Source organism: Streptomyces sp. NPDC090045, assembly GCF_044747975.1.
In the GTDB taxonomy this organism is placed as follows: domain Bacteria; phylum Actinomycetota; class Actinomycetes; order Streptomycetales; family Streptomycetaceae; genus Streptomyces.
On the sequence record NZ_JBIVFA010000024.1, the window covers coordinates 26,178 to 48,281 of the forward strand.

General features: G+C 73.3%; 21 protein-coding genes. 8 read left to right on the plus strand and 13 right to left on the minus strand.

Annotation, left to right across the window (positions count from 1 at the left end):
* Positions 1-3: 3 nt before the first annotated feature.
* The 4 genes from ACIPYQ_RS38500 to ACIPYQ_RS38515 all read left to right on the plus strand — a co-directional run bounded on the left by ACIPYQ_RS38500 (position 4) and on the right by ACIPYQ_RS38515 (position 3,635).
* Positions 4-1,530, plus strand: a complete 1,527-nt coding sequence (locus ACIPYQ_RS38500; RefSeq protein WP_401259036.1) for an FAD-binding protein — start codon at positions 4-6, stop codon at positions 1,528-1,530.
* 100 nt (positions 1,531-1,630) lie between these two features.
* Positions 1,631-2,104, plus strand: a complete 474-nt coding sequence (locus ACIPYQ_RS38505) for an SRPBCC family protein (RefSeq protein WP_401259037.1) — start codon at positions 1,631-1,633, stop codon at positions 2,102-2,104.
* Positions 2,101-2,937 (plus strand): alpha/beta fold hydrolase, encoded by an 837-nt coding sequence (locus ACIPYQ_RS38510; RefSeq protein ID WP_401259039.1) that lies wholly within the window; start codon positions 2,101-2,103, stop codon positions 2,935-2,937. Before ACIPYQ_RS38505 ends, ACIPYQ_RS38510 begins: the two co-directional genes overlap by 4 nt.
* On the plus strand, positions 2,934-3,635 hold the full coding sequence (locus ACIPYQ_RS38515) for a 4'-phosphopantetheinyl transferase (protein ID WP_401259041.1): 702 nt from the start codon (positions 2,934-2,936) through the stop codon (positions 3,633-3,635). Before ACIPYQ_RS38510 ends, ACIPYQ_RS38515 begins: the two co-directional genes overlap by 4 nt.
* Before the next feature lie 52 nt (positions 3,636-3,687).
* Here ACIPYQ_RS38515 and ACIPYQ_RS38520 read toward each other — a convergent pair whose 3' ends face one another.
* From ACIPYQ_RS38520 to ACIPYQ_RS38535, 4 genes are all read right to left on the minus strand, one after another.
* Positions 3,688-4,686, minus strand: a complete 999-nt coding sequence (locus ACIPYQ_RS38520; protein WP_401259043.1) for an AraC family transcriptional regulator — start codon at positions 4,684-4,686, stop codon at positions 3,688-3,690.
* 143 nt (positions 4,687-4,829) lie between these two features.
* The gene (locus tag ACIPYQ_RS38525; protein WP_361761544.1) at positions 4,830-5,324 is read right to left on the minus strand and encodes an anthrone oxygenase family protein; all 495 of its coding nucleotides are present in this window, start codon (positions 5,322-5,324) and stop codon (positions 4,830-4,832) included.
* On the minus strand, positions 5,321-5,956 hold the full coding sequence (locus ACIPYQ_RS38530) for a hemerythrin domain-containing protein (protein ID WP_361761542.1): 636 nt from the start codon (positions 5,954-5,956) through the stop codon (positions 5,321-5,323). Before ACIPYQ_RS38530 ends, ACIPYQ_RS38525 begins: the two co-directional genes overlap by 4 nt.
* A 173-nt stretch (positions 5,957-6,129) precedes the next feature.
* Positions 6,130-6,948: an NAD(P)H-binding protein gene (locus ACIPYQ_RS38535; protein WP_401259045.1), complete on the minus strand. Its 819-nt coding sequence runs from the start codon at positions 6,946-6,948 to the stop codon at positions 6,130-6,132.
* 322 nt (positions 6,949-7,270) lie between these two features.
* Between ACIPYQ_RS38535 and ACIPYQ_RS38540 the strand changes: the two genes are divergently transcribed.
* Complete coding sequence (locus ACIPYQ_RS38540) at positions 7,271-8,269, plus strand: AMP-binding protein (RefSeq protein ID WP_401259046.1); 999 nt, start codon at positions 7,271-7,273, stop codon at positions 8,267-8,269.
* Between the two features lie 96 nt (positions 8,270-8,365).
* On the opposite strand, the gene ACIPYQ_RS38545 is transcribed toward ACIPYQ_RS38540, so the two are convergent.
* From ACIPYQ_RS38545 to ACIPYQ_RS38560, 4 genes are all read right to left on the minus strand, one after another.
* Positions 8,366-9,175, minus strand: a complete 810-nt coding sequence (locus ACIPYQ_RS38545) for an SDR family NAD(P)-dependent oxidoreductase (RefSeq protein ID WP_361761533.1) — start codon at positions 9,173-9,175, stop codon at positions 8,366-8,368.
* A 66-nt stretch (positions 9,176-9,241) separates the two neighbouring features.
* Positions 9,242-9,466 (minus strand): acyl-CoA carboxylase epsilon subunit, encoded by a 225-nt coding sequence (locus ACIPYQ_RS38550; RefSeq protein ID WP_401259047.1) that lies wholly within the window; start codon positions 9,464-9,466, stop codon positions 9,242-9,244.
* On the minus strand, positions 9,463-11,040 hold the full coding sequence (locus ACIPYQ_RS38555; protein WP_401259048.1) for an acyl-CoA carboxylase subunit beta: 1,578 nt from the start codon (positions 11,038-11,040) through the stop codon (positions 9,463-9,465). The genes ACIPYQ_RS38550 and ACIPYQ_RS38555 overlap by 4 nt, the downstream gene beginning before the upstream one ends.
* Before the next feature lie 152 nt (positions 11,041-11,192).
* Complete coding sequence (locus ACIPYQ_RS38560) at positions 11,193-12,410, minus strand: aminotransferase class V-fold PLP-dependent enzyme (RefSeq protein WP_401259049.1); 1,218 nt, start codon at positions 12,408-12,410, stop codon at positions 11,193-11,195.
* A 363-nt stretch (positions 12,411-12,773) separates the two neighbouring features.
* Between ACIPYQ_RS38560 and ACIPYQ_RS38565 the strand changes: the two genes are divergently transcribed.
* Both ACIPYQ_RS38565 and ACIPYQ_RS38570 read left to right on the plus strand, forming a co-directional pair.
* Positions 12,774-12,947 (plus strand): hypothetical protein, encoded by a 174-nt coding sequence (locus tag ACIPYQ_RS38565; RefSeq protein ID WP_401259050.1) that lies wholly within the window; start codon positions 12,774-12,776, stop codon positions 12,945-12,947.
* Positions 12,948-13,210: 263 nt separating this feature from the next.
* Entirely contained in the window at positions 13,211-14,032 is an 822-nt protein-coding gene (locus tag ACIPYQ_RS38570; protein WP_361761518.1) for an AfsR/SARP family transcriptional regulator, read from the plus strand.
* A 36-nt stretch (positions 14,033-14,068) separates the two neighbouring features.
* On the opposite strand, the gene ACIPYQ_RS38575 is transcribed toward ACIPYQ_RS38570, so the two are convergent.
* The 5 genes from ACIPYQ_RS38575 to ACIPYQ_RS38595 all read right to left on the minus strand — a co-directional run bounded on the left by ACIPYQ_RS38575 (position 14,069) and on the right by ACIPYQ_RS38595 (position 21,040).
* Positions 14,069-16,108, minus strand: coding sequence for a condensation domain-containing protein (locus ACIPYQ_RS38575; protein WP_401259051.1), 2,040 nt, complete (start codon positions 16,106-16,108; stop codon positions 14,069-14,071).
* Positions 16,109-16,257: 149 nt separating this feature from the next.
* Positions 16,258-17,169: a 4'-phosphopantetheinyl transferase family protein gene (locus ACIPYQ_RS38580; RefSeq protein WP_401259121.1), complete on the minus strand. Its 912-nt coding sequence runs from the start codon at positions 17,167-17,169 to the stop codon at positions 16,258-16,260.
* A 22-nt stretch (positions 17,170-17,191) separates the two neighbouring features.
* Positions 17,192-18,154 carry an SRPBCC family protein gene (locus tag ACIPYQ_RS38585; protein WP_401259052.1) on the minus strand — a complete coding sequence of 321 codons (963 nt, stop codon included), beginning with the start codon at positions 18,152-18,154 and terminating at the stop codon, positions 17,192-17,194.
* A gap of 68 nt (positions 18,155-18,222) precedes the next feature.
* Positions 18,223-19,512 (minus strand): helix-turn-helix domain-containing protein, encoded by a 1,290-nt coding sequence (locus ACIPYQ_RS38590; protein ID WP_401259054.1) that lies wholly within the window; start codon positions 19,510-19,512, stop codon positions 18,223-18,225.
* 406 nt (positions 19,513-19,918) lie between these two features.
* Positions 19,919-21,040 carry a serine hydrolase domain-containing protein gene (locus tag ACIPYQ_RS38595; RefSeq protein ID WP_401259056.1) on the minus strand — a complete coding sequence of 374 codons (1,122 nt, stop codon included), beginning with the start codon at positions 21,038-21,040 and terminating at the stop codon, positions 19,919-19,921.
* A gap of 199 nt (positions 21,041-21,239) precedes the next feature.
* On the opposite strand from ACIPYQ_RS38595, the gene ACIPYQ_RS38600 reads away from it, so the two are divergent.
* A complete protein-coding gene (locus ACIPYQ_RS38600; protein WP_401259057.1) occupies positions 21,240-22,016 on the plus strand; it encodes a MerR family transcriptional regulator in 777 nt (258 codons plus the stop codon).
* Positions 22,017-22,104 lie beyond the last annotated feature (88 nt).

Sequence of the window (22,104 nt, forward strand, 5' to 3'; positions counted from 1 at the left end):
AAGATGAGCAGCACCCACAGAACCGCCGCGGGCACCGCCGCGGAGCCGTCCCGCCGCCGGGTCCTGGGCGGGATCGCGACCACGGCCGTCGCGGTCGTCGGCTGGAACACCGTGTCCCAGACCTGGGCGACGGCCGCCGAGGCCGCCGGCAACTCCGACGTCGTCCCCGTACCGGGGCTGGTCGGAACCCTGGAGACGACCCCCGGCGTGGTCGACTCCTTCGCCAACGACTTCGGGCACCTCTTCGACGGCGCCCCGAGCAAGCCGTGGGCGGTGCTGCGCCCCGGCGGCACCAACGACATCGTCAAGATCGTCGACTACGCCCGCACCAACAACATCAAGATCGCCGTCAACGGGCAGGGCGGCACCGGCGACGACATCGAATCCCACTCGGTCTACGGACAGGCCCGGGTCCCCGGCGGCATCTCCATCGACGCCAAGGGCATGTCGAAGATCATCTCGATCGGCAGCGACACCGCCGTCGTCGAGGCCGGGGTGACCTGGGGCCAGCTGACCGACGCCACCCTCAAGGTCGGCAAGACCCCGCCGGCGCTGCCCGACTACCTGTACATCTCCATCGGCGGCACCATCAGCATCGGCGGCATCGGCGGCACCGTGCAGAAGTACGGCCTGCTGTGCGACACCGTCCAGTCGATCGACATCGTCACCGGCGACGGCAAGCTCGTCACCGCCAGCGCCACCCAGCGCACCGAACTGTTCAACGCCGCCCTCTCCGGCGGCGGCCAGGTCGGCATCATCGTCCGGGCCACCGTCAAGCTGATCCCCGCGCCCAAGCGGGCCGTCATCTTCAGCCTCTTCTACAGCACCGTCGAGCAGTACCTCGCCGACTCGGAGAAGGTCCTGGCCGACGGCCGGTTCCAGGTCCACGCCGGCGAGATGCTCCGCACCCCGGACAACTCCGGCTGGCGGTACAAGCTCGAGGTCGGCGCCACCTACAACACCACGCCGCCCAACCGCACCCGGCTGCTGTGCGACCTCAAGGACGTCCGCGCCGACGCCGTCATCGAGGACGTCTCCTTCAGGGACTACATGTTCCGCCTCGACGCCTACGAGGCGTACCTGAAGGAGGGCGGCCACTGGTACACGCCCAAGCCGTGGCTGAGCATGTTCCTGCCCGCCTCGAAGACCAAGGCGTTCATGAAGCTCGTCGAGCAGGAGCTGGACGCGAACTCCCTCGGCGGCGGATTCCTGCTCTTCTACCCGTTCTACACCTCGAAGATCAAGCGGCCGCTGGCGATGATGCCCAACGAGTCCGTGGTCTACCTCTTCGACCTGCTGCGCTTCCCCAACCCGGGTGAGCCCGACATCCAGGGCATGATCGACCAGAACCGCCGCTTGTACGACATCGCGGTGGCCTCCGGCGCCAAGCGCTACCTGGTGGGCTCGATCCCGATGACGGGCGCCGACTGGCAGAAGCACTTCGGCAACCGCTGGAGCGGCTTCGTCAACGCCAAGCGGAGGTTCGACCCCAACAACATCTTCACGCCCGGCCAGGGCTTCTTCGCCTGACGGCAGACCGGCCGGCCGTGGAGTCCCGGCGGTGGGGGCGGGGGAGCACCACGACCCCCGCCCCCACTGCCATGTCCCGTATCGAGTGGAGGCCCCTCAGATGAGCACGTACGACCTGATCGACGAGGCGGTGATCGACGCCCCGGCGGATGCCGTCTGGGACGCGCTCGTCGCCGAATTCCGCGGCGCCAAGAAATGGTGGGTCCCGCACAACACGTTCACCGCCGTCTCCGGCGCCCCCGACGAGGTCGGCGGCACGGTCGGGGTGACCGTGCACACCAAGGGCGTCGACAAGGGCGGACTGAAGCTGCGCTTCACCTCCCGCACGGTCGCCGTCGAGCCCGGCCGCCGACTCGACATCGAGTACGTCGACGGCGTCTTCCGCGGCCCGAGCACCTTCCTCCTTGAACCGCTGCCCGGTGGCCGCACCCGCGTCTCGATGCACTTCACCGGCAGCCCGCACGGCTGGCTCAAGGTCCTGGCCAAGGTCGCGGACCTGGGCGCCGAGCACTCCAAGGCCACCCTCGCCGCGTTCGCTTCACTGGACCGGCAGCTGTCGGCGGCACCCCGGTGACCGCCGCCCCCCAGCTCGCCGGCGAGCTGACCCTGCGCACCGACGACGGCGCCGAACTCGCGGTGACCGTACTGGCCCCCCTGAACGGAACACCGCCCGGCGCCGACGTCGTCCTGCTGCACGGCTGGGCACACACCCGCCGCGCCTGGGGCACCGTCGCCGACCGGCTGATCCGCGCCGGACACCGGGTCGTGCTCTACGACCAGCGCGGCCACGGCGCCTCCACCCTCGGCCGCACCCCGGTCTCGGTGGAGCGCCTCAGCGCCGACCTCGCCGCCGTCCTGGGCGAGACCGACGCCCGCGAGGCCGTCCTCGTCGGCCACTCCGGCGGCGGCTTCGCCGCCCTCTCCTACGCCGCCACCTCACCCTCGGCGGGCCGACTGCGCGGCCTGGTGCTGCTGGCCACGGCGGCACACGGCCAGGACACCCCCGACAGCGAGGTCAAGATGATGGGCAGCCCGGTCTTCTCCCGGGCCCTGCACCGCCCCTGGCTGGGCGGCAAACTGCTCGGCTCCACCCTGGGCAAGGGCGTGGATCCCGTCGTACGAGAGGTGAACCGGCAGATGTTCGCCGCCACCACACCGCGCGTGCGCGCGGACTTCTTCCGCTGCACCCGCGGCTGGGACGTCCGCGAGCAACTGAAGGCGGTCACCACCCCCGCCGTGGTCCTGCACGGCGACGCCGACAAGGTGATCGACATCACCCTGGCCGAAACCCTCGCCCAGGTCCTGCCCGGCGCCCGCTTCGAACCGGTCCCCGACGCCGGCCACATGCTCGCGCTGGAGCGTCCGCTGCTGGCGGTCGCAGCCGTCACGGAGCTCGCCCAACGATGATCGAGGAACTCCTTCCCCCGGGCGTCACGTCATCGGAAGCCTTCGACGACGCGGCGCCCGCCCCTCTCTTCCCGGCCGAGGCCGCCCTCATGCAGGGCCGACGGGACCGCAGGCGCCGCCAGTTCGCCACCGCCCGGGCCTGCGCCCGCCGCTGCCTGGCCGACCTCGGCCGCCCCGCCACAGCCCTCCTCCCGGGCCCGGGCGGCGCCCCCCAGTGGCCGGCCGGAGTGGTCGGCAGCATCACCCACTGCGCCGGCTACCGCGCCGCGGCGGCCGCCCCCGCCTCCGCGATGGCCGCCATCGGCATCGATGCGGAACCGGCGGGCCCACTGCCCCGCGGCGTCCTCGGCCTGATCGCCTCCGACACGGAGCGCAGCCACCTCGCCGACCTCGCCGCAGCCGACCCCTCGACCCCGTGGGACCGCATCTTCTTCTCCGCCAAGGAAGCGGCGTACAAGGCCTGGTACCCGGCCACCGGCATCTGGCTCGGCTTCCGCGACGCCACCCTCACCCTCTTCCCCGACGGCCGCTTCACCACCACCCTGCACCCGCCACTGCCCCCACCGGTGGACCCGCACTACCGGGGCCGCTGGCTCGCCGGCCCGCACCTGGTCCTGACCGCCGTGGCACGCGAGCACCGCAGGCCGCCCCAGGAGGCCGCAGCGCCCGTACCGGCCTCCGCGGCGGCGCCCGTCTAGAACACGGGCCCGGACACCCCCCGGCGCCCGGGCCCGCACCCGCCACCGGCCGTCAAGGCCGGGGCAACACCACCGTGCGCGCCTGCTGCACGGCCTCCGGCGCGGCGACGGGGTGCACACCCGTACGGAACTCCTGGGGACTCACGCCCCGCACCCGCTTGAAGGCCGTCGACAGGGCGAAGGCCGAGCTGTAGCCCACCCGCCGGGCCACCGTCGCGATGGTCGCGTCCGGCTCCCGCAGCAGATCCGCGGCGAGGGCGAGCCGCCACCCCGTCAGATAGGCCACCGGCGGCTCACCCACCACATCGGTGAACCGGCGGGCCATCGAAGCCCGCGACACCCCCACCTTCAGGGCGAGTTCCCCCACGGTCCACCCGTGCGCCGGATTCTCGTGGAGCAGCCGCAACGCCGGCCCGACCACCGGATCGCTCTGCGCCCGGTACCAGGAGGGCGCACCGCTGCCGGGCGCCGCCAGCCAGGTCCGCAGCACCCCGATCAGCAGCAGGTCCAGCAGACGGTCCAGCACGATCTCCTGGCCCGGCTCGTCCTTGGAGATCTCCGAGGCCAGCAGCGCGACCAGCATGGTGTCGGCGGCCTCGGCCGGACGCACCAGGATCGTCGGCAACGCGCTCAGCAGCCGCCGGCCGATCTCGCTCGGCGCCTGGTAGGTGCCGCTCAGCATCACCGCCGAACCGGCGTCCTGGAAATCGTCACCCCAGGTCCGCACACCCAGCGCCATCGTCTCGGTGACGTCCTCGCCCTCCTCGGTGCTGCACCGCTGCTCCGGGCCGACGGTGATCTGCACCGGCGTGTCCAGGCGGTCCGCGACCGTGTACGGCTCGGGGCCCCGCACGACCGCCACGTCACCGGGCCGGATCATCACCGGGCTGCCGAGGCCGGGCACCAGCCAGGCGTCACCGTGCACCATCGTGACCACCGAGAGCGGCGCCCGGTCCTCCACGCGCAGCGACCAGGGCGGGTTGAAGACGGACTTGAGGAGGAAGGCCCCCCGGGCCTTGGGCCCCTCCAGCAATCCGGTCAGCGTGTCCATGCATCCATCCTCTCGCGCCGCGCGCCTCCGCGCCGAAGCCCCCCACCCCGCACCCCTGCTGTTCCCGCGCCGCCGTCCGCACGCGGCGAAGCGCCCGCTCTCCCGCGGGGGACGGAAAGAGAGCGGGCGCCGATCGCGGGGCTCTACGCCGCCGAGGCGCGGCCGTGCAGCGTCAGCGCGCGCCCCAGCGCGGCCAGCGCCGCCGTACAGGCCACCGTGCGCACGACGTTGCCGGAAGCCCACCGGCCCCCGAAACGGGAGCGGGCCGCCGCCGCGTCGGCGCCGGCCCGGGCCAGCTGATTGTTGAGGGGAAGGTTCACGATCGCGGTGACCGCCAGCGACAGCCCGTACAGCGCGAACGCCAGCCAGCCCCACCGCGCCGCGTCAAGGCGGCCGCCGCGCTGCTGCTGCGCGGCCGCCACCCCGGTCGCCAGGAACGCGCCCAGGAAGAGCAGGCCGAACAGACCGTTGTCGATCGCCTCGTTGATGTTGCGCATCGCGGTCACATACGTCTGGTCGTCACCGCGGCCCAGCCCCGGCATCACCGAGATGTCGAAGGCGAAGTACAGGCCGGCCATCAGCCCGGTCCCCACCGTCGCCGCCACCAGCGTCACCGATTGCGTGGTCGTGCTGCTCACTTCAAAATTCCCTTCAACGTGCGCTCGTAGCGCCGGTTCAGCAGCGTGGCGCCGATCAGCCGGACGGGCGGCGGGATGGTCGCCGAGACGTGCGCGACCGACTGCCGGGACGCGCCGTCGAACATCCACGGCTGCAGATACGTCATCACGCGCATCGGGGCACTGGAGACCACCTTGCGCTCCTCGGCCAGATAGGCCCGCTCGCCCAGCCGGTCGAAGACCGGGAAGACGATCCGCTCCTCGTCGCGCAGATGGTCGCGCAGCACGCCCTCGAAGGTCTGCGCCGCCCTGACCAGACCGTCGCCGCGGCGGGCGACCGCCGTCGACACGGCCGCCATCGCCGCGTCCAACTCCTCGTGGTCCTCGTGCAGTTCGCGCGCCTGCGCATCGAAGTCGGCGTCCCGGCGGCGCAGTCCGGGCCACAGCACGTCGTCCTCACTGGTGTGGTGCCATTCGATGACCTCGCGCAGCCGCTGCCACCACGCGGCGCCCGCACCGTTCCACGCGGGGGCCGCCGCGCGCAGCCGGGCCGCGTCACGCCGCATCGCGACGTGCATCAGGGCGAAGCCGTGGAAGTGCGGGGGAAGGTGTTCCAGCCCGTGTTCGCTGGAATACGACGGGGGAGCCGGCACGGGAGCCTCCTGCCTGTCTGTCCTGCGGGGTGGTACCGGTGTGCGGTGGTGCCGCTGTGCGCTGTCCGTCCCCGGACACCCCGAGCACCGGGCGGCGGCCGTACCAGAGTCGCCGCCCGGTCAAGGAGTGAGAAGGGAGGGAGCAGAGAGACGGTGAAAGGGGTCCCCTACCGTCAGACGTTCCAGACCCCGGACGCCGCCGCCTCGCGCGCGAACTCCGAGAAGTCCTTGGGCTTGCGGCCCAGGGCCTCCTCGACACCGTGCACCAGGTGCGCGTTGCGACCGTCGAGGATCATCGTGAACAGGTCCGCGAACTCCTCCGGGAGGCCGTTCTCGCGCAGCACGGCACGGTACTCCTCGTTGGTGACCGAGATGTACGTGATCTGGCGCCCGGTGGCCTTGGTCAGCTCCGCGGCCACATCGCTGTAGCTGAGCAGGCGCGGGCCCGACAGCTCGTAGGTCTTGCCGATGTGCTTGTCATCGGTCAGCGCCGCCACCACGACATCGGCGATGTCGTCGGCGTCGACGAAGGCCTCCACGGCGTCACCGGTCGGCAGGGCGATCTCGCCGGCCAGGACGGGCTCCAGGAAGAAGCTCTCGTTGAAGTTCTGGTTGAACCAGCTGGAGCGGACGATGGTCCAGTCGGCGCCGGAGGCCTTCAGGTTCTCCTCCGACACCTCCGCGGCCTCCTCACCGCGCCCGGACAGCAGCACCAGACGGCGCGCACCGGCGGCGACGGCCACCTTGGAGAACTCGGCGACCTGCTCGGCCGCTCCCGGGAAGGCGAGGTCGGGGTAGTAGGTCACGTACACCCGGTCGACGCCCTCCAGCGCCGGACCCCAGGTGGCGCTCTCGTGCCAGTCGAAGGCGGGCCGGCCGCTGCGCGAACCGATGCGGACCTCGCGGCCCTGGGCGGAAAGCTTCTCGGCGACGCGCCGGCCGGTCTTGCCGTGACCGCCGATGACGAGGGTGATCTGCGTGTTCTGAGTCATGAGTACAGTCAAGTCCAGTCTCGCGAGACGGGCCATAGCCACAAAGCTCAGTTCCATATGCCTGCGTCTACGAGTGGTCACCTCGGAGCGCGACGGAGAGAGGGTGGCTTCGGCGTGAGTTCCAGAATCGTAGGCATGCCACCACCGGGCGGGCCAGGCCTTTCCAGCAGTCCTCGACCACCCGTGGACACAGCATCGAGCAGACGTCCAGCCCCCGCTGAGCAACCGTCAAGCCGCCCTGTGCGGCGGGACTTGAGCCGTTCTCCGGTCCCCTGCGACACCATCGGCCCCCGGAGCAACGACCCGCCCGCTGGGAGGCCGCATGAACGCCACTCCGGATCATCCGGAGCTCGACCAGTTGTCCGCCGACCTGGCCGCTCTGCTCGCACGGATCGGGCTCGACCCGGCCGCCGGGCCGTCCGCACGCCGGCACCGCATCGACCTCCGCTTCGCCGCCGCGGCCGCCCGCCACCCGGCCCGCATCTGCGCCCGGGACGGCGAACAGCAGACGACCTACCTCGAAGCGGACTGGCTCGCCGACGACATCGCCGCACGCCTGTCGGGCCGCACGGGACCCGGATCGGTGGTCGCCGTACGCGCCCAGCGCACCTGCAAGGCCCCCGCCGCCGTCGTGGGCGCGCTGCGCACCGGGGCGGCGGTACTGCCGCTGGAGCCCGGGCACAACGCGGGCCTGCAGGAGTTCCTGATGCGCGACGCCGGCGCCGAGATGGTCGTCTCGGACGGCGGACTGCTGCGCGACGAGATCCCGCTGGCCAAGGCGGGCCGCTTCGTCATCGCGGCCCGCCCCGAAGCGGCGATGCGCCGCGCGATCGCGCCCGCCACCGCCTTCCTGGCCCTCCCCGAGGGCGGCGACCCGGGCCGGGCCCTGGCCCTGCGGCCCGTCAGCCACCTGGACGTCCTGTCGTGGGTGGACGCCCTGCTCCCGCTGCTGGAGTCGGGACCGGAAGCGGTGTGGACCTCCTTCCACTCCCTCAGCCTGGACCTGGGCATGCGCGAGCTCTGGGGACCCCTGCTGTCCGGCGCACGCGCCGTCGTCGTGGACCGCGACACCGCCTGCGACGCCCGCGCCTTCACCCGCCTGCTGGCCGAGCAGGAGGTGACGGTGCTGACGCAACTGCCGTCCGCCTTCGCCCGCCTGACCGCGGCGGCCCGCACCGGCCGGAGCAGCCTGCCGGCCCTGCGGCACGTCCTGCTCTCGGACGAGCCGGTCGACGCACCCGCCCTGGCCGACTGGCGGGACGCACGGATCGCCCCGCAGGCCGTCGTCTGGGACGTTTCGGGACCGCCGGCCATCCTGTGACGAGGAGGGACCGGCAGCGGGGGAGGGCCGCGGACGATCGACCGTCCGCGGCCCTCCCTCACGTGCGTCCCCGCCCCCCGGCGGCGGTGGCCGGCGTCAGAAGTTCCCCAGCCCCCCGCACACGTTGAGGGCCTGGGCCGTGATGGAGGCCGCCAGATCGGTGGTCAGGTAGCCGACCAGAGCGGCCACCTCCTCGGGCGTGGAGTAGCGGCCGAGCGGAATCTTCGACTCGAGCTGCTCCTGCACGTACTCCTCGGTGGTGTCCCACGCCTGCGCGTACCCGCTGCGCACGCGCGCCGCCATGGGCGTCTCCACATAGCCGGGGCAGACCGCGTTGACGGTGGTACCGGTCGGTGCGAGTTCCTTGCCGAGCGCCTTGGTGAAGCCGACCACGGCGTGCTTGGAGGCGGTGTAGGGGGCGCCGAGCAGGACCCCCTGCTTGCCCGCGGTGGAGGCGATGTTGACGATGCGGCCCCAGGGCTCCGCCCCGAGGCCGCCGCCGTTGAGGACCTCGCGCGTCAGCAGGAACACGCTGTTGAGGTTGGTGTCGATGACGTCGTGCCACAGCTCGTCGGTGATGTCCGCGGTGGCGCCGCCGCCGCTGCGGCCCGCGTTGTTGACCAGGATGCTGACCGGCGCCCCGTACACCGCCACCGCCGAGGCGACCACCGCCTTCACGGCCGAGCGGTCGCGTACGTCGGCGGCCGCGCCCTCCACGCTCATCCCTTCGCCCTGCAGGTCGGCGACGGTCTCCTTGACCGCGGCCTCGGTGCGCGCGCACACGAACACCCGGTGGCCGCGCGCTCCCAGGTCCCGGGCGACGGCCAGCCCGATGCCGCTGGTCGCCCCGGTGACCAGCGCCACGGGCCGTTCGGGGGCCTGCGCTCTCGCCTTGACCGTCGTCATCCTTCTTCCCTCCGTCGCTCACCAGGACGTCCAGAGCGTGCCGCAGGGCACTCGGGGCGCGACGGATCAGCGCTCGCGCCAGGTCCCCGCGCGCCGGAACCCGCCGCTGCGGTCCCAGCCGGCCGCCCGGGTGCGCGCAGGCTCCTCCGGCCGCTCGCCCGCCTGCCGGGCCAGCAGGGCCGTCAGGACCGCCAGCACGGCGGCCGTCTCCGCCGCGTCGGGATGCCCGCGCGTGATCCTCCACGGCCCCTCCCCGGCCCCCGATCCGGTGGCCGCCTCCCCGGCCGTCATACCGGCGGGTTGCCGTGCTTGCGCGACGGCAGGTCGGCGTACTTGGGACGCAGCATGGCCAGGGCCGAGGTGAGCACCGAGCGGGTCTCCGCCGGGTCGACGACGTCGTCGACCAGGCCGCGCTCGGCGGCGTAGTAGGGATGCATGAGCTCGGTCGTGTACTCCTTGATCTTCTGAGCGCGCGTCGCGTCGGGGTCGGCCGCGGCGGCGATCTCCCGCCGGAAGATGACGTTCGCCGCGCCCTCGGCGCCCATGACGGCGATCTCGTTGGTGGGCCAGGCCAGCGCGAGGTCCGCACCGATGGAACGGGAGTCCATCACGATGTACGCGCCGCCGTACGCCTTGCGCAGGACCAGGGAGATCCGCGGGACGGTGGCGTTGCAGTACGCGTACAGCAGCTTGGCGCCGTGCCGGATGATGCCGCCGTGCTCCTGGCCCACCCCGGGCAGGAAACCGGGCACGTCGACCAGGGTGACGATCGGGATGTTGAAGGCGTCGCAGAACTGCACGAAGCGGGCCGCCTTCTCGCTCGCCTGGATGTCGAGCACCCCGGCGAGGTGGGCGGGCTGGTTGGCGACGAACGCGGTGACGTGCCCGTCCATCCGGGCGAGCGTGCACACCACGTTGGCCGCCCAGCCGGGCTGGACCTCGAAGTGGTCCCCGTCGTCGACGACCTCCTCGATGACGCGCCGGATGTCGTACGCCTGCTGCGGATGGGCGGGCACGATCGAGGCCAGCGCCCCGGTCGGCCGGTCCGCGGGATCCCCGCCCGCCTCGCGCGGCGGCGTCTCGCGGTTGTTGGCGGGCAGCAGCGACAGCAGGTGCCGTACGTCCTCCAGGCAGCTCTCCTCGTCGTCGTAGGCGAAGGCGGCCACCCCGGAGACCGCGGCGTGCACGTCGGCGCCGCCGAGACCGTTCTGCGTGATCTCCTCACCGGTGACGGCACGGACCACGTCGGGGCCGGTGATGAACATCTGCGAGGTGCCGCGGACCATGAACACGAAATCGGTGAGCGCGGGGGAGTACGCCGCCCCGCCCGCGCACGGCCCCATCATCACGCTGATCTGCGGGATGACCCCGGAGGAGCGGGTGTTGCGCTGGAAGATGCCGCCGTAGCCGGCCAGGGCGGACACGCCCTCCTGGATACGGGCGCCGGCTCCGTCGTTGAGCGAGACCAGCGGCGCGCCGGCCGCCTCGGCCAGGTCCATCACCTTGTGGATCTTCTCCGCGTGGGCCTCGCCGAGCGCCCCGCCGAAGATGCGGAAGTCGTGCGCGTACACGAAGACGGTGCGGCCGCCCACCGTGCCCCAGCCGGTGACCACACCGTCGGTGTAGGGCCGTTTCTGCTCCAGCCCGAAACCGCTCGCGCGGTGCCGGCGCAACGCCTCGATCTCGTGGAACGAGCCCTCGTCCAGCAGCAGGCCGATGCGCTCACGGGCGGTCAGCTTACCCTTGGCGTGCTGCTGTTCGGTGGCCCGCTCGCCCGGCCCGGCCAGGGCCTGCGCCTTGATGCCGGCCAGTTCCGCCGCACGGTCGGTACGGACGGGCGGGGTGGACACGTCGATGATGGTCATGGGGATCCTCCAGATCTGAAGACCGGATTGCGGCCACCGTCGCGCGCGCGGCTCAAGACGCCGTGGAAGTCCACTCGAACCCCGTACGAGACGCGGTCCCGGCGCGCTGCGGCGTGCGGGCTCGGCGGCCCGGCAGTGGGGGGTGGTGGGGCTCAGGTCGCCCGGTGCAGGGTGAGGTGGCCGCGGCGCACCGGCGCCGCCCGGTACGGCGACGGAGCGCCGAAGCCGTCCCCGCCGGCCGCGGCCCACACCGCACCCGAGGCCGCCGCGCCGGCGTGCCCCCGCTCCCTGCGCGCTTCCCGCTCCTCCCGCAGGACCTCCCGCAGGGCCTGCTCGAAGCGGTCGACGTCCTGCGCGCTGTTGTCGCGGTGTACCGAGGCCCGCACGGCGGGGGCGCCGTCCCGCGCCGCCGGGTGGAGCGGGTTCTCCTGCGCGACGGTCTTCCACAGGACGACCCCGCGCCGGGCCAGGCCGCGGCGGATGAGCGCGGCCGGCACCTCGCCGTGCCGGAAGGCCAGCATCCCGGCCTGCTCCCGGCCCGCTTGGACCAGTTCGGTCCCCGGCGTCCGCTCGACGGCGGCCCGCAGCCGGGGCAGCAGGTCCTCGTACGGCAGGCGCACGGCGGCGCCGTGGTGGGCGAGGGCGGCGTTCAGCGCGGCGACGGCGGCCGGGGCGGGAGCCGGCGGGCGCCCGCTCCACACCCCGGGCGCGGCATAGGCGAAGCCCACGGACTGCGGGCCGCGCAGGAACCGCCAGCCGTCCGCCGTGACCAGGTGCGCGCCGGTGCGCGCGGCGTCGAGGGGGAGCTGGCCCACCGAGTGGGAGGCGTCGACGGCGTAGCGGGCCCGATGGGGGGCCAGCAGCCGGCCCACCTGCTCGACGGGACTGACGGTCCCGCAGGCCGAGGAGACGTGCACCACCGAGACGAGGGCGACGTCCTCGTCGATGCGGGCCCGCATCCAGTCCAGGTCGAGGTCGCCGTCCGCCCGCAGCGGGACCACCTCCAGCCGGCAACGGGTGCGGTCGCGCAGGGCGCAGAGGGTGCTCAGGCGGGCCACGCCCTCGTACGGGGTGGTCCAGATCCGGTCGCCGGGACCGAGCTCCGCGGCGCGGACGAAGGCGTCGAAGGCCTCGGCCGCGCCGGTGGCCAGGACCGTGTCGCCGGCCGGGACGCCCAGCAGGGCGCCGATGCGTTCGTGCACCTCGGTGTGCAGGACGGCGCCGAGGTGCTCCGCCAGCGCGCGGCTCCCGAAGCGGTCGTCGCGGGCCGTGCAGGCGGCGAGCACGGCCCGCACGCCGTCCGGCATCCGGCCCGTGCCCGCCGTGTCCAGGTGGGCCGTTCGTTCCGTGTCGTACGTCGGCGCATTCAATTCAGGGGCCTCCCCCCGCTGTCGGGGCCGCGGCACGTCCACGACCCTGTCTGCCATGCATTGCCAAAACGTCTGGCAATACATTGCCTATCGCCTGGCGGTTTTGGCAATGCCCGCTCCGGCGATGCTCGAGTTCCGACCCCCTGGCAACACTTGGCAATATTCCCGACCGGCCCCGCCTCGCCGATTTCCGTGCAGGTCACGGCGGTTCACGAAGGCGGACAACCCGCCCGGGAGGCGGTCGGCGCCCTTCCCTCCACTCCTTCTCAAGCGATTGACGAGCAAATCCCGAGCACACGTTGCCAATCTTCTTGGCAGAGGACTTGCCAAGAAGATTCGAAACGTTGCCACGGAGGAGCCACCATGAAGAACATCGCCCGCCTCGTCGCCACCGCCGCCCTCGCCACCGCCGCCGTCCTCACCGCCGGAGCGGCCGCCCTCGCCGACGGCGGCGACATCGACTGGCCGGTCGCCCCGCACGCGGCCGGCGCCCCGGCCGCCCCCGCCCCGGCCACCACCCTCATCGACTGGCCGTAACCACCCGCCGCCAATACGCCCGGGAATTCCCGTGCCATACGCACCGGATTTTCGGCCTCCACGGGAAAAGGATCAGAAATCTTTCCCGCATTCCCGGCACCCGTGCGAAAAAGGGGCGCTCTGCCGCGGCGTCGCAGGTGGAAGGCGGCTCGAAAGCCGCTACAGGAAAGAGATGGAACACATCCACCCCGGCTAGCGTGCCTCGAACGGGGGCAGCTCCTTGGTCACCGGAGGAAAAGAGCCAAGGAAGTACGGAGGAGACCGTGAGAATTCAGGTTCTGGGTCCGCTGAGCGCCGAGGTCAACGGCGGATCCATCGTTCCGACCGCGGGCAAACCAAGACAGATCCTGTCGCTCCTCGCGCTCTATCCGGGGCGCGTCATGCCGGTTCCCACCCTCATGGAGGAGATCTGGGGAACCGCGCCGCCACAGAGCGCACTGACCACCCTGCAGACGTACATCCTCCAGCTGCGCAGGCGGCTGGGCACCGCGATGGGGCCCGACGCCCCCGGCGGGGCCAAGGAGGTCCTCGTCACCCGGCACGGCGGCTACCTCCTGCAGATACCCGAGGACGGCGTCGACGTACACGACTACGAACGCCTCGTCCGCGAGGGCCAGTCGGCCTTCGAATCCGGCGACAGCCAGGTCTGCGCCACCCGCTTCCGGGCCGCCCTGGACCTGTGGCGGGGCCCGGCACTGGTTGACGTACGCGTCGGACCGATCCTCGACATCGAGGTCATGCGCCTGGAGGAGAGCCGCCTGGTCACCGTCGAGCGGCGGATCGACGCCGACCTCAGACTGGGCCGGCACAGCGAACTGATCGCGGAATTGACCGAGCTGACCGCACGCCACCCCCAGCACGAGGGACTCCACTCGCAGGTCATGGTCGCGCTCTACCGCTCGGGCCGGCAGGCGACGGCCCTGGACGTCTACCGCCGGCTGCGCGGCCGCCTGATCGAGGACCTCGGAGTGGAGCCGTCACCCCAACTCCAGCGCCTGCACCAGGCCATGCTCGCCGTCGACCCGCAGCTCGACGTGCTCGCCGGACCGCGCTGCACCTCCACCTTCGACCTCTTCGCCGCATAACACCCGACCGTGTCCGGACCCCGGCCGTCCGGCTGTTCAGCCGCGCCGCACCGCCATCCCCGCGAGCCCCCGGGCGAGCGCGTCCGCGCTGCCCCGGGGACCGCCGAGGCCCGTCATGACCACGCTCACCGCTGCCCCCGACCCCTGCGCGAGAACCCGCGCGAGCTCGTACGCCGCCCCCGCACCGGGCCCGCACCCGCACAGCACCAGCCGCCCGCCGGGCCCCGGCAGACCGGTCAGAGCGGCCAGGGCGGCGGGCCCCACCGGGCCGGGCGGACCGCCCAGGTCCAGCGCCACGATGGTCTGCGGGCCCCGGTGCTCGCGCGCGAACAGCTCGTAGCAGCCGCCCACCACCCCCGGCACCACCAGCAGACAGATCACGTCCGCCGAAGACGCCCCGCCGCGCAGCGTGCTGACGGTGGCGCGCCGTGCCACGGCCGGCGCCCCGGCCATGGCGGGGACCTCGTCGTCCGCCAGCAGCCCCAGCACCTGGCCGACGGTGGGATCCGGGTCCGGCAGATCGGTCAGGGCCCGCAGCAGCCCGACGCACTGGCCCAGGACCGCCGCGGCGTCCGCATCCGCCAGCCTCGCCCGGTCGTAGACGGCGTCGAACACCAGCGCGCCGCCGCTCTCGTGCCGGGCGACGACCGTGACGGGCACCCCGGTGGCGGCGCCGACGCTCCGCGGCGCGTCCACGCCGATGCCCTGTGCCGCCAGTTCACGGCCCACGTCCGCCCCCGGTCCGGCCGGGCCGTCGAAGACGAGGACGGTGTCGGTGAGCCGCTCGCCCGCCCCCCGGCCGCTCCACTCCCGGATGAGGTCGGCCGACACCCACGGGTAGGCGGCCATGTCCAGCCGGGCCTCGTGCACCTGCCGCAACAGGCCCGTCAGCGGGGCCGCCGGATCCACCCGCACCGTCATCGGCAGCGGACTGCCGAGCAGCCCGGGGATACCGGCCGCCCCGGGCAGCGCGATGTCTCCGCCCCGCAGCCGGACCCCGAAACTCACCGGCAGGGGCCCCTCGGCCGCGGCCGCCCGGTACAGCAGCAGCGCCCACACCATGTGCAGGGCACTGCTCTCACCGGCACCCCGGGCCGCCGCCCACGAGCGCAGCCTCGGACCGTACGGTTCGCCCAGCCGCCGACGCAGGTGCCCCTCACCGCTCTGCCGGGTGTCCCCGCCGGGCCGCCCCGGCGCGGTCGCGGCGCCGCGCGGGGGCGCCGCACGCGTCCACCACTCCCGGGCGCCCTCGGCGCCCTGCCGGGCCAGCCAGCGCGCGTGGTCCCACAGGTCGGGGCGGCGCTCCCCTCCGGGCAGGACGCCTCCGGCGAGATAGGCGCGGTAGAACGCGCGCAGCAGCAGATGGACGCCGTGCTCGTCGAGCAGGGCGCGGTGGCAGGTCAGCAGCACCCGGGTGGGCGCCCCCGCATCCCCCTCCAGCAGGGTCAGGCGCAGCAGCGGCGGGCGGTTGAGGGCGAACCCCCGCGCCCGGTCCGCGGCGAGGAGTTCCGGCCAGCCGATCTCGGCGCGGGTGCGGTGGACGACCTCGACCACGGCGCCCGGATGCAGCACGAGCCGGGGCACGGCCGTCCAGTCGAAGGCCGCCCGGAGCACCGACTCCCGCCCGCAGACGGACTGCCAGGCCGCGTCGAACCGGGCCCGGTCGAGCGGGCCCGCCCAGTTCCAGTGGATCTGCTCCACGTGCCGGTCCGGTCCCTCGGGACGGGTGACGGCCTCCACGAGCAGTTCGCGCCGGTACCCGTCCAGGTCCAGGGGTTCACCGCCCGGGTACGGGCCCAGCAGGTCGGCCAGCAGCTCGGCGCTCAGCGACGCGGAGCCGGCCGCGGCGGCCTCCGGCAGGAGGCGCAGGGTGTGCCGGCCCGGACCGTGGCCCTCCAAGGTGACCCGGAAGCTGCGGTGGCGCTCGGCGATGCGGGCGGCGAACACCTCGGCGTCCGCATCGTGGTGCAGCCCCCGCAGGCCGAGGACGAGCGTGGAGCCCGGCGCACCGCGGCCCGCCTCGTGCACCACCGTGAGGACCGGCCCCGGCCCGTCCGCGGCGTCACGGCGGCTCACCGGCCGGCCCGCACACAGCCCGGCCGCACACAGCCCGGCCGTACGCCGTCGGGCCGTACGCCCGCCGCGCTCCGGTCAGTCGCCGGCACGGACACGGACACGACACGGCGGCACCGACGCGAAGGACACCGCGGGACGTTCCCTTGCGTTCACCGCGTCCGCCTTCCCTCGCCCCGCCCGGAGGTCACCGGTCGCAGCAAGCGTAAGGGGGCCGCGGGCCCGTCCCCCCTTTCCTCGAGCGGGGCTGCAGCGCTCCGCGAACCGGAGTCGACCTGCGCCTTCCGGTCCGCCGCCGGCAGGACGGACCGGCGCCGGTGCGCGGCGCCGACCAGGTAACGCCCCTGCACGGGATGGGTGGTGAACGTCCACGCCCCTCCCGCGTCCCCCTCCCGCGGTGCGCCCGCCAGGACGGCACGCCCCCGCTCGTCCCGGTCGAACCCGACGGTGGAAGGGGCGCGGCGCAGCCCGTGCCCGAGCGCCCTGGCGTAGGCCTCCTTCAAGGTCCACAGCCACAGCAGCCGGGCCCGGCGCTCACCCTCGGGCAGCGCGGCCAGCGCCACGCGTTCCTGCGCCGTGCACAGCTGCCCGGGCGGCACGTCGAAGGAGACGTCACGGTCCGCGTCCTGCACGTCCACACCGATCGGACCGGTACGGCTGACACCGACCACGATCAGCTCACCGGTGTGCGCCAGGCTCACCTCCAGGTCTGCGCCCGCGCCCCGCACCAGGGGCTGTCCGTCCGGCGCGTACCCCAGTTCCAGGCCGTCCACGGGAACGTTCAGCGCGGCGGCCGCGGAGTGCCTGACCACGAACCGCGAGACCGCGAACCGCATCCTGCCGGCCGCCGGCGCCGTCTGCCGGTAGCGCGGCCAGTCGCTCCCCAGCAGGGGCCGCAGCGCGGGGTCGAGCAGCACGGCCGCCAGCCACTGGCCCCACGTCGTGCAGACCAGAGCCCGGCCGGCGTCCTCGAGCCGGTCGCCCACCTCGTCCCAGGGCCCTTCGGGACCGGCGACGTACAGGGGCGCGTCGAGCGGATCGGGGCGGTACCGGGCGGGAACCATGCTCACGACCTCCTTCTCGGGCTCATCGCAGACGGCGCACGGCGCTCTGGGCGTGCCACCCGGCCAGCCGCAGCGTCTCGCCACCGGCCCGCCCCAGCCACGTCCGTACGTACCGGCGGGCCTCGACCAGGTCGGTCCCCGCCCCCAGCACCTCCTCGACCGCCTCCTCCCGCAGCATCACCTGCCGCGCGCACACGGCCCGTACGCCGCCCCCGTCCGGGACCAGCGACCACTCGCCGCTGTGCGCGGCTATCAGAGGCGACGGTGTCAGTTCCTTGTGGACGATCCGCGCGGCCGAGGGGAAACACAGCCGCACCGACCGGGTGGTGAGCGTGCGTCCGCCGGGGGCGGCACAGGAGTCCACGGTGGCCAGCTGCACGCCGGGCACGTCCTCGATCACGGCGACCGACTCCACGTGCGGGACGCGCTGCGGCCAGTCCCCGATCCGGTAGAGGAAGTCGTAGACCAGCTCGGCGGGACCGTCGACGTGCAGGCTGTCCTCGAAGGAGAGCAGCAGCTGGTCCAGGCGCTCCCAGCGCTCGGCGACCGCTTTGACGTGGGCGAGCTGCTCGGCCGGCTCCGCCTGCCACTCCTGCCGGCTGCGCCCGGTCTCGGCGGCGGGCAGCCCCTCCAGCGTGCGGTCCTGACGCAACGTCAGCTGCGATTCCGTCTCGCCGAGCGCCTCGACCGTCCACAGGCCGGTGGTGGGCACCCCGGGGCGGGCGGTGTCCTCCTGCTCGAACGCGACGGTCCTGGTGTGCGGGTCCAGCACCCGGCGTACGTGGAAGGAGCGGACCCTCTCGTCGCGCACGTCCCAGAGCCGCAGCTGCTCCCGGACCCCGTCGAAGTCCATCCGCTCGACGTGGGCGTGCCAGGGCAGCAGGAGCGGCCAGCGCACGGCATCGGCCAGCAGCCCGTAGACCACGCCGGCCGGGGCGGCCACCCACGCCGTCCGCTCGCTCGCGTGCACGCGCTGCGACGACATGAGACACACCCCCGCCCTGATCGTTCCTGCGATGCGTTTCAGGCTGCACCAGGGGACTTGAGCCTTCCTCAACCCCCGACGGGCGAGGCCCCGCTCAACCGGCCCGCCCGACCCGCCTGACCTGCGTGTCCCGCCTGTCCCGCCTGACCTGCGTGTCCCGCCTGGGTGAGTGCGTCGGCCAGCACCCGCCAGATCTCGGCGGCGAGGTCGATGTTCGCGTCCTGCTGAGCCTGCTGCGCCAGGTTGCGCAGGCCCTGGATCCCGCAGGGGTCGCCACCGAGGATCAGCAGCTGATGACGCAGGATCTCCAGCCGTACCCGGCCGCGGTAGGTCATCCTCGACTCGTCGCCGGCCAGCGCGGCCAACAGGGCGCGCGCGTCGTCGTACCGGCCGGTGGCGAAGGCCAGGTCGGCCTTGAGCGCGGTCAGGTCCTGCCGCAGGGCCGGTGTGCCCACGAAGGCGAGAGCGGCCTCGGCCTCGGCGGCGCGGCGCTGGGCCTGCTCCGGATCGGCGGGCAGCTTCTGCAGGTGCAGCCGGGCCGTGGCCAGCCGCAGCCGGGTCCACAGGACCAGGTCCTCCTGGCTGCCGAACCGGTCGAGGGCATCGTCCAGGCAGGCCTGCGCGCCCGGGTAGTCGCCCTGGCGCATCCGGACGGCGGCGGCCGTCCACATGGCCTCGGCCCACAGCGCGTCGGCGCGGCCCTCGACGAGAACGGTCAGCTCGTCGGCGTGCACGCGCGCGTCACCGATCCGGCCGGCCTCGGCCTGTACGGACACCAGCGCCAGCAGAGCGGTGGCCCGGTCCTCCACGCCCAACTCCTCGCGCAGCGCGATCCGGTGGGCCTCGACGGCGGCCTCCAGGGCCGCCTTGATCTCACCGATGGACCGCAGACAGCGGGCGAGCCGGGTCAGGCCCCGTACGCGCAGCTCGCACACGCCCACCTCCTCACCGAGATCGACCAGCCGTGTGAGCCGCTCCAGTTCCAGCGCGTGGTCGCCCTGGACGCGGGCGGCCCCGGCGAGCAGCCACAAAGCCTGCCAGCGCAGTACCGGGCTCTCGTGGCCCTCGGCGGTCAGCGCCTGGCGCAGCGCCTCGACGGCGTCGGGGGAGCCGGTGGACGCCGCGAGGGTGAGCGCGTGGGCCAGCGAGCCGGTGGCCGGCTCCTCGAAGTCGGCCGCCTCCAGGCCCAGTCGGCCGGCCAGGTACCCCACGGCCCGCTCGGTCGGCTGGCGTGCGCCCGACTCCAGGCGGGAGAGATATCCGGTGGACATGCCCTCGCCGGCCAGCGCCGTCTGGGACAGGCCCTGGGCCATCCGGAGCTTTCTCAGGCGGTGTCCGAACGCGGGCTGTCGCAGCATGAGCATCCCTGAGGTCGCGGGCAAGAAATCTGTCGGGAACCGCCAACGAGCCTAGGACGCCCGGCAATACGCGGGCAAACCTTTGCCAGGGGTTGGCGACGGCTCTCATGCGCACGTCATGCGTTCCTCGAGCATTCCTCGATCCGGCCGAGGCAGACTCTCCAGAACCCGGCCCCGGCACCCGGCCGGAGCCCCGCTCTTCCCGTATTCGGCGCCTTGGAGTCGACGATGAGGCCATCGGTGTGCGCATCCCGCGCGTCCTGGACGCCCGCAGCCCACACCCCGTTCGCGGCCCCCGCCCGCCGGCCCGCCCGACCGGCCGGGAAGACCCACCCGGACGACGACATCGGCTGGCCCTGAAAACAGCCCCGGCCCTGAAGGCAGCCCCGGCCCTCAGGCCCGGCCCTCAGGCCCGCCCGCCGCCGAACACCTCCCCGACGAGCCGCTCCTGCGCCTTGTGGAACGCCCCTGCCAGGGACATCGCCGCGTCGTCCACGTAGTTCAGTGCGGCGGTCAGGGTCCTGCTGCCGTCGGGCGTGCTGTACATCAGCGCCGCGTGGCCCGCCGCGCCGCCGTTGTGGAAGAGGACGGTCGCGCCGTCCTCGCCCACCTCCTGCACCCGCAGCCCCAGGCCGAATCCGCTCATCGCATGCGGTGTGCGCATCTCGGCCAGCAGCGGGTCCGGCAACAGCCGGCCGCCCGTCAGGGCGGAGATGAAGGTGTGCAGGTCCCGGGTGGTCGAGATCATGTCCCCGCCGGCGGAGATCCAGGAGGGGTTGTGGCGGGTGACGTCGACGATCTCCTGGCGGCCGGCGTCCTCGTACCGGTAGTAGGCGTGGGCGTAGGGCTCGGGGATCTCCGGCGAGGTGCCCGGTACGACGGTGCCCGACAGGCCGAGCGGCCCCAGGATCCGCTCCTGCGTCTCCTTCGCGCACGAGCGGCCGGTGACCTTCTCGATCAGCAGCCGGGCCAGCACGTAGTTGGTGTTGGAGTAGCTCCAGCCCGTTCCCGGCTCGAACCGTGCCGGCTTCGACAACGACAGCCGTACCAGCTCCTCGGGCCGGTAGCTCGTGAACCGGTTCTCCACCCATTCCCGGCCCGCGATCGTGGAGGGGATCCCGGGCGCGACCGTCCCGTCCTCCAGGAGCTCGCCGGTGTGGTTGAACACGCCGCTGGTGTGCTGCAGCAGCATCCGCACCGTGATCCGCCGGTCCAGCCCGAACGCCGGCAGGCAGTCGGCCGCCGGGGTGTCCAGTGCGATCCTTCCCTCGGCCACCAGTTGCAGCACCACGGTCGCGGTGAAGGTCTTGGTGTTGCTGCCGATCCGCACGTGCCCGTCGAGCGGCGGCCCGGCGGCCCCGCCCCGTTCGGCCACCCCGGCGCTGCCGGTCCACTCGCCCCGCTCGTCGTGCACGCGCAGCTGCACTCCGGCGATACCGGAATCGACGATCTCCCGTAGGGCCTCCCGCAGTTCCGGGCGGTCCGGCGCGGCGGCGGAGTGCTTCGTGGCGGAGAGGGATTCGCTCATGGTCGTTCCTCGATCTCGTGAGAAGAGGGGGCAGGTGTCCGGCGCCACTCGCATGCGAGGCGGCCGTGCGATGAGCGTGCACCCTGACCCAAGGTCAAGGTCAACCTGCGTCGCGGCCCGGGGCCGACCGGATGCGCGCTACCCTCGCCCCTGGTTCGCGAGACCGCGGCCGCCCACGACCTGGAGGTGTGTCGAGCCGATGGCAGACGGGCTCACGATCGGCCGGGCGGCGGCGTTCGTCGGCGTCACGATCAAGACCGTGCGGCACTATCACCGGCTCGGCCTGGTCGCCGAGCCGGAACGCGACGGTTCCGGCTACCGGCGTTACGGGTCCGCCGACTTGCTCCGGATGGTCCAGGTGCGGACCCTGGCCGGGGCCGGCGTGCCGCTGGCCGAGATCGGTGACCTGCTCGACGCCGACCCAGAGCGGTTCGCCGCCGCCCTGGACGACGTCCACCGCCGGCTCACCGAACGGATCGAGGACCTGAGCGCACGCCGCGACACGCTGCACCGCCTCACCCACGGCGACCGGGTCCTGCTGCCCGACCGGGCCTGCACGATCCTGGACCGGCTCGCCGAACTCGGCTTCGGCCCCGACTACCTGGCCGGCCAACGGGAGGCCATGGTGCTGGCCCGCGCACTGGTCCCGGAGATCTTCGACGGCTTCCTGGCCCGCCTCGAACACGTCCTCGACGACCCCGAGCACGTCGAGCTCACCAAGCGCGGCTGGGACGCGAGGTCCTGGGATCCGGACGACCCGCGGATCGAGGAACTGGCATCCGCACTGGCCGGCAAACTCCTGACCCACCGCGCACTGCTGGCGGCGCCCACCGGTTTCCACAACCGGCCCGACGCCGCCTCCCGGTACGGGCTGGTCAACCACCACCGGGAGGACCAGACACCGTCCATCGCCCGGTTGAACACCCTGGTCGAGGCGCACCTGCGCGCAGCCGGCATCGACATCCCCCACCAGTGACACCCGCGCCCACCGGCGGCCCGCGCACCCCGGCGTCCGCCGGCCCCGCGTACAGGCCGGTGGCCGGCGCAGGCGGTGAAGCCCCCGG